The following is a 17,233-nucleotide window of genomic DNA, read 5'->3' as shown; positions in this document are numbered from 1 at the left end:
CGGGCTCAGAGCGTCGTTACCGTCCAGCTCACGATTTCGCTGGCAGTCCGTTCAAAGGCGGCGTCGAGCGCCTTCACATAGGCTGCATTCGTCGCGCCACCGACGGGAATGGCCGTACGGAAAACACGGGTCGCACGAACCTCCCCGTTCTTATCGTTCATCAGCCTCACGGCCAGTTCGACAACTGCGAGCTTTGGCGAGGCATAAGCCTGAATACTGAACATTCGAAGATCAGTCAGGATCTGATAGTTGATCGCCAGTCCGTCTCCCGGGCGGCCAATCCCGCCAAATACACCGGTATTCTCATAGGCTTGCACCAGACGAGACTGCACGATGTTTGTCAGCCTGTCGCCCCATTGAGCGCCCTTCAGGTATTCGATGGAACCCGGTGCGGAACTGACGACTATATTCTCGCTATCAAGCGCCTTGAGAGCTGTTGGCGTCGGAACCAGCAACTGCACATTCTTGCGGCTCGGTGAAGTCACACCAGGCTGAGGCGCAGACAGATTGAACGTGTCGAGCGGTGTTGTCGTCCCGCAGCCGGCAAGAAGCAGGCCAAAAATAAAAGGAACCGAAGCTGTGCGGAGAACAACGCGACGTGATTTCATATCATTAAAGCCGGTTTTGAAATTCAATGACGCGTCCTCCCGTCATAACGAGGTACATTCCCCTGACCGCCAAAGATAAGACGCTGGGGATTGCGCTCAAGATCGGTGATAGCTTGTTCTATGCGCTGAATGGAACGGCGGCTGTCAACCACGACGGACTGGACATCCCGCAGTCCCTGTCCGGAAAAACGCTGCAGATTGTCCGCGATAGGTCCCAGTCGCTTGTCGAGATTGTCTGACGTCTGCCGAATGGACTCCAATGTCGCCTTCGCTTGGGCAACAACACCATCCTTGTCATCGCTGGACAAAAGCTTGTCGGTCTTGGCCAGGATGGCATCGACGCGCACAGACGCGGCGTTCAAACGTGCCATCATGTCCTTGGCGTCGGTGACGATCTGGTTGATATTCCCGGTATTCTCGCCAAGTTCCTCGATAATGTTGGCATTCTTCGCCAGAGCGTCGGTGAACGTCTTCGTATTATTGATGGTATCTGTCAGTGGGCCGCGCGCATCCTTCACAAAGCCTTCCAACTGACCGAGCACCGAATTTGCGCGGGCAGCGATATCCTGCGCGGTTGCGAGAAGATTGTTGATTGAGGATGGGTCGGCATCAATGCGGGCAACCGTTGCGTCTTTCTCGGCCTCTGTCAGGAGATTGGGTTCATCGAGGCGGCCGCCCTTCAGTTCGATATAAGCAATCCCCGTCAGCCCTTGAAAACCAAGGGTTGCCGTAGTCGAACGGGTGATGGGCGTTGTCGCGTTGACGCGGGTCTTGACGATCACCATTTCCGGGTTGCTGGGATCAAGCTGCAGTCCTCGAACGTCGCCAACCTTGATACCGTTGAACAGAACCTGACTTCCGACCGAAAGGCCTGTGACCGAACCTGGAATACGAACGTCGAGTTCCAGAGAATCGCGTGCTTCCCCAAAACGGGCGATCCAGAACACGAAAGCGAAAGCCAATAGGCTGACGATCAGCGTAAAGACACCCACCAGTACGTAATTGGCTTTAGTTTCCATATCTTATCCAGTCTGCAAGCGGCTGCCGGGCCGCCGTCTCGTTGGCGCCGACGGATCGATCTGACGCGCACGCTTGCCCCGAAAATAGGATTTAACCCACGGATCGTCCACCGTCAGCATGTCTTCAATAGTGCCGCTGACGAGCACCTTCTTGCCCCCAAGCACAGCAATCCGATCGCAGATTGCAAAAAGACTATCAAGATCATGAGTGACCATATAAACGGTCAGCCCCATCGTATCCCGCAGATTGGCGATCAGGTCATCGAATTCGGCTGCGCCAATGGGGTCCAGTCCCGATGTGGGCTCATCAAGAAACAAGATATCCGGGTCCAAGGCCAGCGCGCGTGCCAGCGCAGCGCGCTTGATCATGCCGCCGGAGAGCTCGGATGGAAATTTTTCCGCTGTGTCCGGCTTCAAGCCGACCAGATCGATTTTCAGCCGCGCCAGCTCGTCCATCAGTTTCGGTGACAGGTCAAGATACTCGCGCATCGGAACCTGAATGTTTTCAAGAACGTTCAATGCTGAAAACAACGCCCCATGCTGAAACAGAACGCCCATGCGCATATCGATGGACATCTTTTCCAGCTCGTTCAACTGATCAATATTGCGGCCGAGAATCTCGATTTCCCCGGACTGCTTTTTATTGAGACCAAGAATGGTTCGCATCAAGACGGATTTGCCCGAACCGGAAGGGCCGATAAAACCGAGCACCTCCCCCCGATAAATCTCGAGAGACAACTTATCGAGCACCGTCTGGCGTCCGAACGAAACCGTTACGTCGCGCACCGAGATCATCGGCACGGCCGTCTGGCGAATGTCTTCATCCTGCGGTTGCGACCGATGGTCGATGCCGTTCTCCATAACCATTCTTTAGCTGAGCTTGGCTTCGGACTGAACCAGTGAACAGGATTGAGGGTTCAATTTTCTGTGCAACTGTGTCTCAAAGAACCCATTAAAAATAAAGAACATAAGCTGCATTTAAAAATTGATAGCCGCATAGAACATTGCGAACAGACCATCCACGACAATAACCACGAAGATTGCCTTCACAACGGAAGCAGTCACGCGGCGGCCCAGAGATTCCGCGCTCCCTCCAACCTTCATACCTTCTACCGAAGCGAGAATTCCGATGATCATCGCCATGAACGGGGCTTTGATAAGCCCTGCAAAATAAGTATTCAGCGCCACGGCGTCATGCAGGCGACTGATGAAAGCATCTGGCGAAATATTGGAATAGAACCAGGCAACACCACCCGCCCCAATCAGCGCAGCGAGATCGGAAACGATGGTGAGCAATGGCAGCACTATGACCAGCGCCACAAGACGTGGAAAGACCAGAACGCCGACCGGATTGAGACCTATGACCGTAAGAGCGTCGGTCTCCTCACGCATTTTCATGGAGCCGATCTCGGCAGTAATGGCGCTTCCTGAGCGCCCCGCGATCATGATAGCCGTCAGAAGTACGCCGAGCTCACGCAACACCAGAATGCCGACCAGATCGACGACAAAAATTTCAGCGCCGAAATATCGCAACTGAAACGCACCCTGCTGGGCAATGATAGCACCGACAATCGTCGACATCAGAATGATGATGGGAATTGCCCCCACCCCCATGCGGTCCATCTGCGTGACAATCGCAGCGAAGGGGATGCCGCTACCGCGTCCGTATTTCAACTGGGCTCCACGGATCGTGGCACCAAGAATGTGCATCGCCATCTTGAAGTCATTACCCAAGGAAACAACGCCACCGCCCAGCGCGGCCAGAAACGAAATAAGGAAGAACGGTTTCTTCTGGCGTGGGATGTCCAGGGTACGCTCGACGGCCTGCCCTACTTCCTCCATCAGAGGAAGCCAGGATTGACGCACACCTTCCAGCTGCACTTCCACTTGCTGCGCGACAAGACGCTGCCGCAAGCGTTCAATGAGCCAGGCGCCGGCCGTATCGAGACCGGAAACGCCAGAAATATCAATGATCGTGGCTTCTCTCTTGTCCGCCTTCTCCAGGCGGCGCACCTTGTCATCAACAAGGTTGACGCTCTGCGATACCCAGCGACCGTTCATCCGTATATGGCGCACGCCGTCGTGCTCCGCCAGATCAATCTTCGGCGCAGAGTTGTCGGTGGCTCTTGCTTTGTCGGCAGTGTCGGTCAACATGGCCTACCTCATATACGAGTCGTTGAACGACCGAAATACTGCGTCCCAGAGGGCATCTCTATGCACAATACCTTGAATATCACTGTAGAACGCTATCCCATCGCCGGAAAATTCACAATCTCCAGAGGCTCCAAGACAGAGGCCGCTGTTGTTGTGTGTGCGATCAGCAACGGTTCTCGTCAAGGACGTGGCGAATGCGTTCCTTACGCACGCTATGGCGAGAGTATCGAAAGCGTAAGCGCCCAGATAGAGGCCGTCCGCTCCGCTATCGAGAACGGCGCGACGCGAAAGGATATTCAGAGTTTGATGTCTGCTGGAGCTGCACGCAACGCAGTCGATTGCGCTCTATGGGACCTCGAAGCAAAGCAATCGGGCAAAAGCGTTGCCGATATGCTCGGTATGCCGCCACACCCCCTCGAAACGGCAATCACCGTTTCGCTTGGCACGCCTTCCGAAATGGCGGAATCAGCGGCAAAAGTCGCTCATTATCCTCTTATCAAGGTGAAAATGGGCGGTGAAAACGATATCGAGAAAATCCGCGCCGTCGCAGATGCTGCTCCGAACAGCCGGATCATCATCGATGCGAACGAGGGATGGACAGCCGACAATATTGCCGAGAACATGCGCGCCGCCGCCGCAGCAGGTGTCGTCCTTATCGAGCAGCCCTTGCCAGCCGACAACGATCAGATTCTCAGTGAAATCGAACGACCGGTCACTATATGCGCCGATGAGAGCGTTCATACGTCGGTGGGCCTTGAAGAACTTGCCAAACGCTATGACGCTGTCAACATCAAGCTCGATAAAGCAGGAGGGCTGACGGAAGGCCTCATCATGCGGGACAAGGCGATCGACCTGGGGCTTCAGATCATGGTCGGCTGCATGGTCGGCACGTCGCTCGGTATGGCGCCGGCAGTCCTGCTTGCCCAGAAAGCCAATGTGGTCGACCTAGATGGACCGCTGCTTCTGGCCCATGACCGCAATCCCGGCCTGCGTTATGAAGGCGCTTTGGTCTATCCGCCGGAAGCTGCCGTCTGGGGCTGATCTGCGCGTTGATAGCTCTCGCTCCCTGTCCCGTTGACCGGAGCGAGCGCACTTTCAAAGATATCGGCGCAGGCATCCCAGGTGAATTGTTTGAGCACTGTTGCAGGCTCAAACGGCTCCATCTCCAGGGCGGCCAAGCATGCCTCGCCTAGGTCTTCGGAAAGAACGCCTGCACCGGTAACACCGACAACATCTCGTGATCCGGGGACCGGATAGGCTGCGACCGGCAGGCCGGATGCAATCGCTTCAAGCAAAACGAGACCGAACGTATCCGTTCGGCTAGGAAAGACAAACACGTCTGCTGCGGCATAAGTCTGGGCCAGCGCTTCGCCTTCGCGTTTCCCGACGAACACCACTTCCGGAAACCGCGCCTGCAGATCATTAAGGGAGGGCCCGTCTCCGACAATCAGCTTTGTGCCGGGAAGATCGAGTTCCAGAAATGCAGGCAGGTTCTTTTCTGCCGCGACTCGTCCCACGCAGATAAACACCGGTCGGGGCAATTCCTTCGGCACCTCGGGTCGGGGGTAGAACAATGTACGGTCGACACCGCGCGTCCAGAGATCCAGTTGCGTAAAGCCACGGGCCTTGAGGTCATCCAGTATGGATTGGGTAGGCACGAGCGTGTGCCGGGCCGCATTGTGGAAACGCCGAAGGAATGCGTAGGTCCAACTCGGAGGGACCGGAAAGCGTTCCTGCAGATATTCTGGAAACCGTGTGTGGAAACTCGTCGTGAAGGACCACCCCATTTTCAGACAGGCACGTCGAGCCATAAATCCAAGCGGGCCTTCAGTTGCAATATGCACGAAATCCGGCTGCATGGTTTTTAAGCGCCGCTTGAGCGCGCCCGGTGTCGTCAAGGCCAGCCGGATTTCCGGGTATGTCGGACACGGAACTGATCTATAGTCTAATGGGGACACGACAGTGACGTCATATCCCCGTTCGATCATCAGATCATGACACTTGGTCAACGTGCGCACGACGCCGTTGACTTGTGGATGCCAGGCGTCGGTGACGATGACAATTTTCTTCATTGGCGAAGGTTCGCCAATTCGCGAACGGGGCGCGGCAGTTGGATTATCCTGCCCTCGTCATGCTCTTCGCTGTCGAAATTGACGCGTCCTGCCTTCGGGCGGTGGTCACGGCGTTCGGTCCATTCGACGAGTTCCATCCGACCGTCAAAATGTTCGATCACAGCGGTGCAGCTTTCCACCCAGTCACCCGTGTTGATGTATTCGACGCCATTCATGCTTTCGATTGTCGCATGATGGATATGACCGCAGATCACTCCATCAACACCAATACGCTGCGCCTCTTCAGAAACCACATTCTCGAACTGGCCGATAAAATTTACCGCCTTCTTGACCCGGAATTTCGCCCAGGCTGAAAATGACCAGTAGCGCAATCCGAAAAGCGAGCGGACACGGCTCATGACGGTGTTTATCCAGATCGCACTGTCATATGCCCAATCGCCGAGATAAGCGATGAAGCGAGCATTGCGGACAACTACATCGAACTGGTCGCCATGGATGACCAGAAACTTCCGACCGTCTGCCGTCTCATGGATCGCCCGGTTCATCACTTCGATGCCGCCGAAATGCGTTCCCTGGAAATTTCGCAGGAATTCGTCGTGGTTGCCGGCGATGTAGATGATATTCGCGCCCTTGCGGCTTTTGCGAAGCAGTTTCTGGACCACATCATTGTGTTCCTGCGGCCAATGCCAATTGCGCCGCAGGCGCCATCCATCGACAATATCCCCTACGAGATAGATTGTCTCCGCTTCATGATAACGGAGAAAATCCAAAAGCAGTTCAGCCTGTGCTGCTTTTGAACCGAGATGCACATCCGAAATGAATAGCGTTCGGAGTTTTCTGGGCTGCGGAGCATCTGCGCTCATTGGTTGTCCCCTTCAATGGCAACCTGATCTGAGCGCAGAAAACCCGATTCCTGTCACAGCGATATGACAGCTGTTTTTATGGTGCGATGAGCAACTTCACACAGCTTCGAATGCGCTGACTATGTTTCAAGCTACGAGCTCCACCTTTGGACCAACATAACGCGATTGCGGACGAATGAGCTTGTTGGTCGCGATCTGCTCTCGGCAGTGAGCTATCCACCCCATGGTTCTGCCCATTGCAAAGACGCAGGTGAATGCCTCGCGAGGGAAACCCAGTTGCTCAAGCAAAAGGGCGGTATAGAACTCGACATTGGTTTCGAGAGCCCGATCCGGCTTGTGGCGCCTGAGAATTGCTATGGCTGCCTTTTCCACCGCCTCCGCCAACTCAACCCGGTGTTTTCCACGCTCATGCCCAAGGGATTCTATACGCTTCAAGGCGCCTTTCAGGGCGTCGGCACGCGGGTCGCGCACGCGATAGACCCGATGACCGAAGCCCATCAACCGTTCTCCGTCGGCAATTGCCGATTCAAGCCACCACTCTGCGTTATCAGGCCTGCCAATGGCATCAAGCATATCGAGTACGGGACCCGGAGCTCCACCGTGTAACGGTCCTTTCAGCGCACTGATGGCGGCGAGCAGGGAAGAAGTCAGGCCAGCACGTGTCGATGCCACGACGCGGGCGGCGAATGTCGAGGCGTTCAATCCATGATCGCAAACCGCCATGAGATAAGTATCCAGCCCGGCAACTTCCACTTCGTCAGGCATTCCGGCATTCATCATGCGGAGTATGTCCGCACTATGCGGCAGTGTGGGATCAGGGCGGATGGGGCGCCGCCCCTTGCGTTCACGCAAAATGGCGGTTGTGAAAACTGCCGGTGCGGCCATCAGATGCAAGGCGGCTGTCAAATCGTTCTCGTCTGGGATGCGAGCCATCAAGGCACGCAGTGCTTCCAGCGGCGACAACTCCATCAGTGCGTCATCAAGAGCATCCGTGTGATGAAATACCTGCAAGCGGGCTTCGCCGAGCGCCTTCTGAAGCTCTTCTCCTGTCGGGAGTTGTTCGAAGAATCCGTCCCACAAAAGTTCAATTCCATCTTCGACGCTGCTGTGGGGGACCAGATCATCCAGCGATCGACCGCGGATGACCAGCCTGCCTGCAAGCCCATCAACATCAGACAGCACGGTTTCGGCAGCAACCACATCTTCAAGTCCGCTATTCATGGTATTTCTCCTTGTTTGCCTTTCGACATTGGTTCCAAGTATAATTGACGTCAATCTTGATGAAATCGATCAATGTTGGGAGCAACAATGAACTGGCTCACAGCGGAGGAAGCGCTTTCCATTCTTCAGACAAAGCCGCAAACCCTTTATGCCAACGTCAGCCGCGGCCGCATTCGTTCCAAGCCCCTGCCCGACGACCCCAGACGCAGCCTCTACAGATCGGAGGACGTTCATCGATTGGCCGAGAGGCGTCCCGGTCGTAAAAGAGACAGTGTTGTTGCAGCCGATACTATTCGTTGGGGGCTTCCCATCATGCGTTCGGGCATTTCGACCATTGTCGACGGTCGCCTGCTTTATCGCGGTCGTGACGCGGTCGAACTGTCCGAAACAGCAACCTTGGAAGAAGTGGCCGCCCTGCTATGGCAGATGAATTTCGATACCAGTGCCAGCAATTTCGACGAGACGAAGCTCCGCAGACATCAGCCACAATCTTCACCGTTGGAAAGGTTGTTTACCGTCTTTGCCATTCGGGCAGCGAATGATCTGCCCAGTTCCGGACGTTCCACGGCAATCCTGCAGCAAGAGGCTTTCGCTCTGCTGCAGTTATTCCACAATACGATCCTTGACGTTCCCTCATCCAGCGCCCCTATGCATGAACGCATTGCGTCAGCCTGGCAAAAGCCGCGGGCGAGCGATGTGATCCGGCGTGTATTGGTGCTTCTGGCTGATCATGAACTCAACGCATCAGCATTTGGCACCCGCGTTGCGGCCTCGACAGGAGCGCCACTTTCCGCAGCAGTTCTTGCCGGGTTATCTACATTGATCGGCCCGCGACATGGACGTGCCGCAACTGCCGCAACGACAATCATCGCACAAGCCCGCCAGATAGGCGCCGAAGCCACCATCAAGGACCTGCTCAGGCAAGGTGCCCAACTTCATTTGTTCGGTCATCCGCTTTACGGCGAAACCGGGGATATCCGTGCTTCCGCCCTGCTGAAACATCTGGAACTACCCGCGCCTTATCGCGATCTTGAACAATCCGCTGCAGATATTCTTGGTGAGAAACCGAATGTCGATTTCGCCCTCGCCGCAGTGACTGAAATCTATGGACTTCCGTCAGATGCGCCACTGTTGTTGTTTGCGCTCGCGCGGATCGCAGGGTGGCTTGCTCATGCGCTGGAACAGGCGGATAGTGGATCGCTGATACGGCCAAGAGCAGAGTTTACGCCTCCGCTTGAATAGCGGAACTCACCAAATTTTGTTCTCGAGTAACACGGTTTCTGCCCTAAAAGGTGGACATATGAGCCGATGAACCAGAATCCGGTTGATCAGACTGCTTGCTTGGTGGCATGTCTTGAAAACTGAATGAATTGCGAGGATGAAGCCGTGGATTTGGGCCTGAAAGGTCGAAAAGCAATTGTGTGCGCTTCCAGCAAGGGGCTCGGACGAGCCTGTGCAGAGGCACTCGCCGAGGCCGGGTGCGACCTGGTTCTCAATGGGCGAAATGAGCAAACCCTCGCAGAAACCGCGAAAGCAATTCGGCAGGCATTTAATGTAAGGGTTGACGCTGTTGCCGCGGATGTATCCACCGCTGAAGGACAGGCTGAACTGCTTTCCGCCTGTCCTGCGCCTGACATTCTCGTCAACAATAACGGCGGACCGGCCTTCAAGGATTTCCGCCTTCTCGATCGCGATGCGATCCTTCGAGGTGTAACGCAGAATATGGTTACTCCTCTGGAGTTGATCAAAGCCGTGATCGACGGAATGGTCGAGCGCCGGTTCGGTCGTATCGTCAACATCACATCGACGTCTGTATACGCGCCTATTCCTGGCCTCGATCTTTCATCCGGGGCTCGCGCCGGTCTTACCGCGTTTCTCGCCGGTGTCGCCCGGACGGTCGCAGCCTCCAACGTGACGATCAACAACATTCTCCCCGGCGCTTTCGACACAGACCGGCTTCGCAGCGGCTTTGCATTTTCCGCCCAGAAGAATGGCACAACGCCCGATGCGGAAGCTGCGAAGCGAGCGTCGGCAATTCCTGCCGGGCGAATTGGCCAGCCGAAGGAATTCGGGCAGGCATGCGCCTTCCTTTGCTCGGAACATTCCGGGTTCATTACCGGGCAGAATCTCGTTATCGATGGCGGCGCTTATCAGAGTGCGTTTTAACAGCACCAAACGATAGATCTGCAAATTTGGAAAAACTCATTCTCGAAAACGGGCCTACTGAGACTTGAGCCGATAGACTAAGAACAATAATGGCCCAGCGTGCGGAAGTTGTGAGCGAAAGCTGCGTGCAGAAACGGGATGTCACCGTTTCCTCCACGTGCAAACAAGCTTTTGCCCTGCACAAGAAATTTTGGAAAGCGATGCGACCATGACCAAGAAAACACCTTCCACTTCCCGTTCGGATTTCGATGAAGCAGCCTTGTTCTTTCACCGTTATCCGAAGCCCGGAAAGCTGGAAATTCAGGCGACAAAGCCCCTTGGCAACCAGCGAGATCTGGCGCTCGCCTATTCGCCCGGTGTAGCCGCTCCCTGCCTCGCGATCCACGAAGACCCTGCAACGGCTGCCGAATACACCGCCCGGGGGAATCTCGTCGCCGTCGTATCGAACGGCACTGCGGTTCTTGGCCTTGGCAATATCGGTGCACTTGCTTCCAAGCCGGTCATGGAAGGCAAGGCCGTCCTTTTCAAAAAATTTGCTGATATCGACGTGTTCGATATCGAAATCGACGCGCACGAAATCGATCGCATCGTCGATGTAGTCGCTGCCTTGGAGCCAACTTTCGGCGGTATCAATCTTGAAGATATCAAGGCACCTGAGTGCTTCGAAGTTGAAGAGCAGCTTCGCGCAAAAATGAACATCCCTGTCTTCCATGACGACCAGCACGGCACGGCGATTATCGTGGCTTCCGCAGTGCTGAACGGCCTGGAACTCGCTGGCAAGAAAATCAGCGACGCCAAGATTGTCACCTCAGGAGCAGGTGCAGCGGCCCTTGCCTGCCTTAATCTGCTCGTCAATCTCGGTGCAAAGCGCGAAAACATCTGGGTCTGCGATCTCGAAGGCGTCGTCTACGAAGGCCGTAACACGCTGATGGATCGCTGGAAGGAAGTTTACGCCCAAAAGACCGACGCGCGCGTGCTGGCAGACGTTATCGGCGGAGCCGATGTTTTCCTCGGCCTTTCGGCCGCAGGCGTGCTGAAGCCCGAACTTCTCAAGCAGATGGCCGAAAAGCCTCTCATCATGGCACTCGCCAACCCGAAGCCGGAAATTATGCCGGAAGAGGCCCGTGCTGCCCGCGCCGACGCCATGATCTGCACCGGACGTTCGGATTATCCGAACCAGGTCAACAACGTCCTCTGCTTCCCTTATATCTTCCGTGGCGCGCTCGATGTCGGTGCCACTGCGATCAACGAAGAAATGAAGCTCGCGGCGGTTCGCGCGATTGCCGCGCTCGCCCGCGAAGAGCCTTCCGATGTCGCCGCACGCGCTTATTCCGGCGATACGCCCACTTTCGGACCTGACTATATCATCCCCTCGCCATTCGATCAGCGCCTGATTCTCCGCATCGCCCCGGCAGTGGCCAAGGCCGCCATGGAAACAGGCGTGGCGACGCGTCCGATCGAAGACATGGAAGCTTATCTCGATCGCCTCAATCGCTTCGTTTTCCGGTCCGGCCTCATCATGAAGCCGGTCTTTGCCGCGGCTCGCGCACAGGAAAAGCCAAAGCGCGTAATTTATGCCGATGGCGAAGATGAACGCGTATTGCGTGCAGCCCAAGTTGTGATCGAAGAGCGCGTCGCCGCTCCGATCCTCGTCGGCCGCCCGCAGGTTATCGAAACGCGCCTGCGCCGCTACGGCCTGAAAATCCGACCGGGAACGGATTTCGAACTCATCAATCCCGAAGACGATCCGCGCTATCGCGACTACGTCGATCTCTATCTGTCCTATACTGGCAGACAAGGCGTCACACCGGAAGCCGCGCGCACCATCGTACGTACGAATTCGACCGCTATTGCCGCCCTGGCCGTCATGCGTGACGAAGCTGACGCCATGATCTGCGGTCTTGAAGGCCGCTTCGAACGCCATCTTCGTGTCGTGCGCCAGATTATCGGCAAGGTTCCCGGCATCCGCGACTATTCGGCTTTGAGCCTGCTCATCTCGCAACGCGGCGCGCTGTTCCTCACAGACACTTATGTCAACGTCGAACCGAGCGCGAACGAAGTCGCCGAAATGGCAATTCTTGCCGCTAAAGAAATCAGCCGCTTCGGTATCGAACCGAAAGCGGCGCTGGTGTCGCATTCGAATTTCGGATCGAAAGAATCAGCAAGCGCGGAAAAAATGCGCGAAGCAGCGGCAATTCTCGCCGAAAAGGCGCCTGAACTTGAGTCTGATGGTGAAATGCATGGCGATTCGGCACTCTCGCAGGCCCTTCGCGACCGCGTTTTCCCGAACTCGCGTCTGAAAGGTGAAGCCAACCTTCTCGTGTTCCCGAACCTCGACGCTGCAAACATTACGCTGAATGTGGTCAAGATGGTTACAGACGCGCTGCATGTGGGGCCAATTCTGCTCGGAGCAGCTCGACCAGCTCATATTCTGACCCCTTCCGTCACCTCACGTGGCGTTGTCAATATGACCGCTCTGGCAGTGGTTGAGGCTTTGCAGAAATCCGGAGAAACTCTTCGCAAAAGAGGTTAATCATCCAAAACTAAGTTAGAATTACTTAATATAAGTACAGTTGGTGGCGAGTATATTTAGGTATACTCGCCATTAATATTTAATTTACTATATTCTTCAAACATGTTTTAATCGCTATCACACACGAGGAAATCATGTCTATTATTTCACAGTGTTCTAATAGAAATTTGTTTTACTCAGTACTTTTGATAGTTTCGGGAGCGTTGGCCGGCTGCACAACGGTACCTCCCGCAGAATTATGCTCGCCCAAGGAACAGAAACAGCTTAGAAAGCAACTTCTCATTACCCAGTCACTTCTGGATCGAAACGAAACCAATCTCTCGGTTTTGCGAAAGACAGCAACTCAGGATCGTTGCCTGGGAACTTTGTTTGCTCCAGCGGCAAAATCAGCCCAGTGCACCAAATTGCTGACAAAGATGGATCGGCTGACAACGGAAACAAGAACTTTGCACGAGCGCGTTCACGAGTTGAATATGGCAATTGCCGGACGCCCATCGCCGTCCAAGCATGTCAAATTATGCAAAGCCTCCTGGGTCGTCGTACCCAAAAAAGTTCAGCCGAAAGCCGCTCACATTCCGCAGCGGAAGATCAAGACCCCCGCCAGGCCGATCACCAAATCCGTCGCCACGGTTACATTACCGGTCTATGAAACGGTCGCTCCCGTCAAAGCCGAGGAAGTGAACTACAACTCCTCCCCGATAACGCAAACGTCAAACGCACCGACCTATGTTGCGCCGGTCACATCCACCCCGCCTGCTGAGCGCGCCTATACCGCAAACACAAAAGTCAGGGTCGTCGGCTCAGAGTTCTTTCCGGACCAAGCAGCACTAGCAAGTCAGCCAATTCCGGACCATGCGCCTGCCCCGTGAGTGCCAGGCGTAGCGGCATGAAAAGATTCTTGCCCTTGCGACCTGTTGCTGCCTTCACGGAATCAGCCCAGATTTTCCAGGTTTGATGATCCCAGGGCGCTGGTGGCAGAAGAGTGAAAGCCTCTCCCAGGAAAGCGCGATCTTCTTCCGAGAAATCCGGCGTTTCTGGTAACTCGCCGTCAACGATAGCCCACCAATGAGCCACATCCTTGAAGCGGTCGAGATTTCCCCGTACCGCGAGCCAGAAGGGTTCGGCCTTGTCGCCGGAAATACCCGATGCCGCCAAGCGCAACTTGGCTTCTGAAAACGGCATCTCGTGCAGCAGGGCGCGATTGAGTGTATCGAGTTCCGCGGGGTCAAACTTCGCCGACGACTTCGATATCGAAGCCAGATCGAACCTCTCAGCCAGGCTTTCCATGTTTGGGGAAGCCGAAACACTTTCCGATGTGCCGATCAGAACAGCAAGCGAAGCTACGGCCATAGGCTCGAATCCAGCTTCGCGCAACGATCCTACCGATAGAGCCCCGGTTCTCTTTGAAAGCCCCTCGCCTGAAATCGTCGTCAGCAGATTGTGGTGACCAAAAACGGGCGCTTTGGCACCAAGAGCTTCGAAAATCGCGATCTGCACACCCGTATTGGTCACGTGGTCATCACCACGAATAATGTGGGTGATGCCGAGATCAATGTCATCGACCACAGAGGGCAGCGTATAGAGGTAGGTGCCATCCTCGCGCACCAGTACCGGATCGGACATCGAGGCAAGATCCACCGTCTGCGGGCCGCGGACCAGATCGTCCCAATGCACCTCAGTACGCTTGGTGTTAAAAGGATCGGCATCGAAATTTGGCAGCAGGAAACGCCAATGGGGCTTGCGCCCCTCCGCTTGGAAGGCTGCTTTCTCTTCGTCCGTGAGCTTCAGGCCCTCGCGGCCATAAACGGGTGGCAAGCGACGCGCGAGGCGAAGCTTACGACGACGCTCCAGCTCATCCGCCGTTTCGTAGCAGGCATAAAGCAACCCGGCCTGCTTCAGCTTTTCGACCGCCCTGCCATAAACATCGAAACGTTTCGACTGATATTCCACGCGATCCGGTTTAACGCCCAGCCAATCAAGATCGACTGCAATTGCCTGCGCATACTCGTCCCTGGAGCGTTCAACATCAGTGTCGTCATAGCGCAGAATGAACTTGCCGCCATTCTTTTGCGCGAAGAGCCAGTTTGACAGCGCTGTACGCGTATTGCCTATATGAATATAGCCCGTTGGTGACGGAGCAAAACGAACGGTCACAGTCATTTTATTGTCTTTCAGCGGTCGCGGAAGCGGTTCGTTATAGGGTAGCGGCGATCGCGTCCGAAATTCTTCTTGGTAATTTTTACACCGGGCGCCGACTGGCGGCGCTTGTATTCAGCCAGATAGAGCAGGTGTTCAATCCGTTGGACTGTTTCGAGCGGATGCCCCCGCGCAGCGATCTCGGTGTTGCTCATTTCGTTTTCGACAAGGCATTCAAGGATGTCGTCTAGAACCGGGTAAGGCGGCAGACTATCCTGATCGGTCTGGTTTTCGCGCAGTTCGGCCGATGGCGCCTTGGAAATGATATTTTGCGGGATCACTTCTCCTGATGGTCCAAGCGCACCAGTCGGTACATGGTTGTTGCGCCATTCCGACATTGCATAGACCTGCATCTTGTAGACGTCCTTGATCGGGTTGAACCCGCCGTTCATGTCGCCATAAAGCGTGGCATAGCCCACCGACATTTCGGACTTGTTGCCCGTGGTAACAACCATCGAACCGAACTTGTTCGAAACCGCCATCAGAATGGTTCCACGTGCGCGGCTCTGCAGATTTTCTTCGGTGACACCGCTTTCGGTTCCCGAGAACAGCGGATGCAACGCTTCAAGAAAGCCTTCGACCGGTGCAGCGATCGGCACAACATCGTATCGAACACCGAGCGCTTTTGCACAGTCAGCTGCGTCTTTCAGCGATTCGTCGGATGTATAGCGGTAAGGCAGCATGATGCAGCGCACGCGATCCTTGCCCAGGGCGTCTACACCCAGTGCCGCACAGATCGCCGAGTCGATGCCGCCCGAAAGCCCAAGCACCACATCCTTGAAACCATTCTTGTTCACATAATCCCGCAAACCCAGCATGCAGGCGGAATAATCAGCTTCGAGTCCTTCTGGAAGATTAGCTTTCTCGCCCTCTTCGCAGCGCCAGCCGTCATTATGCCTATGCCATACGGTGAGTACGATTTGCTCCGCAAACTGCGGCATTTGCAAACAGAGCGACCGGTCGGCGTTGAAGGCGAACGATCCACCATCGAAGACCAACTCATCCTGCCCGCCGACCTGATTGGCATAGACCATCGGCAACTCGGTTTCGATCACCTGCTTGAGAACCACCTGATGACGCCGATCCATCTTCGCGCGGTGATAGGGCGAACCATTCGGCACAAGCAAGATCTCGGCGCCGCTCTCCGCCAGGGTTTCAGCTACACCGAGTTCACCCCAAATGTCTTCACAGATCGGTATTCCGATGCGAACACCACGGAAGTTGACCGGGCCCGGCATTGGGCCGGACTGAAATACCCGCTTCTCATCAAACTCGCCATAATTCGGCAGATCCACCTTGAACCGTTCCGCAATAACCTCGCCGCTATCCAGAACGACAATGGAGTTATGCAGACCACTTTCACGACTGAGCGGCGTACCAATAATGACGCCCGGCCCTCCGTCCGAGGTGTCGTTCGCCAGATCACGAACAGCCTTTTCGCACGCAGCAAGAAAAGATGGTTTCAGAACCAGATCTTCCGGCGGATATCCTGAGATGAACAATTCCGTAAAAAGAATGAGATCGGCTTGCATTCTGGCGGCTTCAGCGCGCGCGGCACGTGCCTTTGCCAGATTTCCGGCGATATCACCCATGACGGGATTGAGTTGCGCAACGGCAATACGGAGCATGGCGAGATTCTCGTGAGAGGCTAACATGTCCAAGCTTTAGCGCGCTTGGGCAAGCAAATGCAACGGATGCAATCAATCAACGCTTTGTTTGTCAGGCCAGATAGGTATTGGCGAGAATGTAGCCCCAGACGGCAACGACGAACACAATGGAAATCAGGACAGCGAGCGACCCGCAGTCCTTTGCAATCTGGATCTCCTTGTGAAAATCCCGGGAAACGGCATCGCAAGTTGCCTCGATACCGGTGTTCAATACTTCCACGAGGAGAAGAAACAGGATCGAGCCGACCATGAAGAGGAAAGTGAGCCAGGTCGGCGCAAGAAAATACGCCACCGGCAACGATAGGAGAAACAGCACCAATTCCTGTTGGACGGCCTTTTCATGTCCCGCGAGATATTTCAGTGCCCGCATGGAGTTCAGAAAAGCCAGAAAAATGCGCTGCATGAATACCCCCAATATGATCGGTCACGGCAATCAATAGGCGAGTTTTCCTGAAAAGCAACAGGGCGGAGATCGAAATCGCTACGTTAGCTGCCCACAGGCGTGCATCTTCGATGTTGTTCTGATTACATAAGTCATTACATCTAAACAGGGATAATATAATCAACTAATAGCGACCGATCATCAAAATAATTGCCGGAATATTTTTGGATTATATCAAAACTACAAAGTTTCGTATGTATTGAATGTCAACTTCAAGGAAAGATTTATGTTTAAAAGAGCATTATTTCTTACATTCGTTTCCACATTGACGATTCTTTCCGTCGAAAAAAGC

15 protein-coding genes are annotated in these 17,233 nt (G+C 54.9%); 5 read left to right on the top strand and 10 right to left on the bottom strand.

What is annotated here, in order from left to right; genetic code table 11:
• Window positions 1-5: 5 nt before the first annotated feature.
• The 4 genes from ACS5UA_RS02975 to ACS5UA_RS02960 all read right to left on the bottom strand — a co-directional run bounded on the left by ACS5UA_RS02975 (window position 6) and on the right by ACS5UA_RS02960 (window position 3,781).
• Window positions 6-608, bottom strand: a complete 603-nt coding sequence (locus ACS5UA_RS02975) for an ABC-type transport auxiliary lipoprotein family protein (protein ID WP_443101133.1) — start codon at window positions 606-608, stop codon at window positions 6-8.
• Between the two features lie 23 nt (window positions 609-631).
• Window positions 632-1,627 carry an MlaD family protein gene (locus ACS5UA_RS02970; RefSeq protein WP_021585174.1) on the bottom strand — a complete coding sequence of 332 codons (996 nt, stop codon included), beginning with the start codon at window positions 1,625-1,627 and terminating at the stop codon, window positions 632-634.
• 3 nt (window positions 1,628-1,630) lie between these two features.
• On the bottom strand, window positions 1,631-2,494 hold the full coding sequence (locus tag ACS5UA_RS02965) for an ABC transporter ATP-binding protein (protein WP_025089517.1): 864 nt from the start codon (window positions 2,492-2,494) through the stop codon (window positions 1,631-1,633).
• A gap of 111 nt (window positions 2,495-2,605) precedes the next feature.
• On the bottom strand, window positions 2,606-3,781 hold the full coding sequence (locus ACS5UA_RS02960) for an ABC transporter permease (RefSeq protein WP_443101132.1): 1,176 nt from the start codon (window positions 3,779-3,781) through the stop codon (window positions 2,606-2,608).
• A gap of 60 nt (window positions 3,782-3,841) precedes the next feature.
• On the opposite strand from ACS5UA_RS02960, the gene dgcA reads away from it, so the two are divergent.
• Window positions 3,842-4,822: an N-acetyl-D-Glu racemase DgcA gene (gene dgcA / locus ACS5UA_RS02955; RefSeq protein ID WP_021585177.1), complete on the top strand. Its 981-nt coding sequence runs from the start codon at window positions 3,842-3,844 to the stop codon at window positions 4,820-4,822.
• Here the strand turns inward: dgcA and ACS5UA_RS02950 are convergent.
• The 3 genes from ACS5UA_RS02950 to ACS5UA_RS02940 form a co-directional block, all read right to left on the bottom strand.
• Window positions 4,792-5,853, bottom strand: a complete 1,062-nt coding sequence (locus ACS5UA_RS02950) for a glycosyltransferase family 4 protein (RefSeq protein WP_021585178.1) — start codon at window positions 5,851-5,853, stop codon at window positions 4,792-4,794. The genes dgcA and ACS5UA_RS02950 overlap by 31 nt on opposite strands.
• Complete coding sequence (locus ACS5UA_RS02945; protein ID WP_021585179.1) at window positions 5,850-6,716, bottom strand: UDP-2,3-diacylglucosamine diphosphatase; 867 nt, start codon at window positions 6,714-6,716, stop codon at window positions 5,850-5,852. Before ACS5UA_RS02945 ends, ACS5UA_RS02950 begins: the two co-directional genes overlap by 4 nt.
• A gap of 126 nt (window positions 6,717-6,842) precedes the next feature.
• Window positions 6,843-7,937 (bottom strand): citrate synthase/methylcitrate synthase, encoded by a 1,095-nt coding sequence (locus tag ACS5UA_RS02940; protein ID WP_021585180.1) that lies wholly within the window; start codon window positions 7,935-7,937, stop codon window positions 6,843-6,845.
• 87 nt (window positions 7,938-8,024) lie between these two features.
• Between ACS5UA_RS02940 and ACS5UA_RS02935 the strand changes: the two genes are divergently transcribed.
• The 4 genes from ACS5UA_RS02935 (at window position 8,025) to ACS5UA_RS02920 (ending at window position 13,505) form a co-directional block, all read left to right on the top strand.
• Window positions 8,025-9,179, top strand: a complete 1,155-nt coding sequence (locus tag ACS5UA_RS02935; protein ID WP_443101131.1) for a citrate synthase — start codon at window positions 8,025-8,027, stop codon at window positions 9,177-9,179.
• 144 nt (window positions 9,180-9,323) lie between these two features.
• Entirely contained in the window at window positions 9,324-10,103 is a 780-nt protein-coding gene (locus ACS5UA_RS02930; RefSeq protein ID WP_063882410.1) for an SDR family oxidoreductase, read from the top strand.
• Between the two features lie 208 nt (window positions 10,104-10,311).
• Window positions 10,312-12,636 (top strand): NADP-dependent malic enzyme, encoded by a 2,325-nt coding sequence (locus ACS5UA_RS02925; RefSeq protein ID WP_006470512.1) that lies wholly within the window; start codon window positions 10,312-10,314, stop codon window positions 12,634-12,636.
• 134 nt (window positions 12,637-12,770) lie between these two features.
• The gene (locus ACS5UA_RS02920) at window positions 12,771-13,505 is read left to right on the top strand and encodes a hypothetical protein (protein WP_080697252.1); all 735 of its coding nucleotides are present in this window, start codon (window positions 12,771-12,773) and stop codon (window positions 13,503-13,505) included.
• Here the strand turns inward: ACS5UA_RS02920 and gltX are convergent.
• The 3 genes from gltX to ACS5UA_RS02905 form a co-directional block, all read right to left on the bottom strand.
• Window positions 13,423-14,796 (bottom strand): glutamate--tRNA ligase, encoded by a 1,374-nt coding sequence (gltX, locus tag ACS5UA_RS02915; protein WP_021585183.1) that lies wholly within the window; start codon window positions 14,794-14,796, stop codon window positions 13,423-13,425. The genes ACS5UA_RS02920 and gltX overlap by 83 nt on opposite strands.
• An 11-nt stretch (window positions 14,797-14,807) precedes the next feature.
• A complete protein-coding gene (locus ACS5UA_RS02910) occupies window positions 14,808-16,487 on the bottom strand; it encodes an NAD+ synthase (RefSeq protein WP_036592383.1) in 1,680 nt (559 codons plus the stop codon).
• 64 nt (window positions 16,488-16,551) lie between these two features.
• Window positions 16,552-16,902, bottom strand: coding sequence for a diacylglycerol kinase (locus ACS5UA_RS02905; RefSeq protein ID WP_025089515.1), 351 nt, complete (start codon window positions 16,900-16,902; stop codon window positions 16,552-16,554).
• Between the last annotated feature and the right edge of the window lie 331 nt (window positions 16,903-17,233).

Source organism: Brucella sp. RRSP16, assembly GCF_052246815.1.
Classification (GTDB): domain Bacteria; phylum Pseudomonadota; class Alphaproteobacteria; order Rhizobiales; family Rhizobiaceae; genus Brucella; species Brucella intermedia.
Note: the sequence above shows the minus strand (reverse complement) of the source record. Positions and strands in the feature narration are given on the sequence as shown.

Coding starts and splice junctions, on each gene's coding strand:
- ACS5UA_RS02975 (WP_443101133.1), bottom strand. CDS start 608: ATGAAATCACGTCGCGTTGTTCTCCGCACAGCTTCGGTTCCTTTTATT.
- ACS5UA_RS02970 (WP_021585174.1), bottom strand. CDS start 1,627: ATGGAAACTAAAGCCAATTACGTACTGGTGGGTGTCTTTACGCTGATC.
- ACS5UA_RS02965 (WP_025089517.1), bottom strand. CDS start 2,494: ATGGTTATGGAGAACGGCATCGACCATCGGTCGCAACCGCAGGATGAA.
- ACS5UA_RS02960 (WP_443101132.1), bottom strand. CDS start 3,781: ATGTTGACCGACACTGCCGACAAAGCAAGAGCCACCGACAACTCTGCG.
- dgcA (WP_021585177.1), top strand. CDS start 3,842: ATGCACAATACCTTGAATATCACTGTAGAACGCTATCCCATCGCCGGA.
- ACS5UA_RS02950 (WP_021585178.1), bottom strand. CDS start 5,853: ATGAAGAAAATTGTCATCGTCACCGACGCCTGGCATCCACAAGTCAAC.
- ACS5UA_RS02945 (WP_021585179.1), bottom strand. CDS start 6,716: ATGAGCGCAGATGCTCCGCAGCCCAGAAAACTCCGAACGCTATTCATT.
- ACS5UA_RS02940 (WP_021585180.1), bottom strand. CDS start 7,937: ATGAATAGCGGACTTGAAGATGTGGTTGCTGCCGAAACCGTGCTGTCT.
- ACS5UA_RS02935 (WP_443101131.1), top strand. CDS start 8,025: ATGAACTGGCTCACAGCGGAGGAAGCGCTTTCCATTCTTCAGACAAAG.
- ACS5UA_RS02925 (WP_006470512.1), top strand. CDS start 10,312: ATGACCAAGAAAACACCTTCCACTTCCCGTTCGGATTTCGATGAAGCA.
- ACS5UA_RS02920 (WP_080697252.1), top strand. CDS start 12,771: ATGTCTATTATTTCACAGTGTTCTAATAGAAATTTGTTTTACTCAGTA.
- gltX (WP_021585183.1), bottom strand. CDS start 14,796: ATGACTGTGACCGTTCGTTTTGCTCCGTCACCAACGGGCTATATTCAT.
- ACS5UA_RS02910 (WP_036592383.1), bottom strand. CDS start 16,487: ATGTTAGCCTCTCACGAGAATCTCGCCATGCTCCGTATTGCCGTTGCG.
- ACS5UA_RS02905 (WP_025089515.1), bottom strand. CDS start 16,902: ATGCAGCGCATTTTTCTGGCTTTTCTGAACTCCATGCGGGCACTGAAA.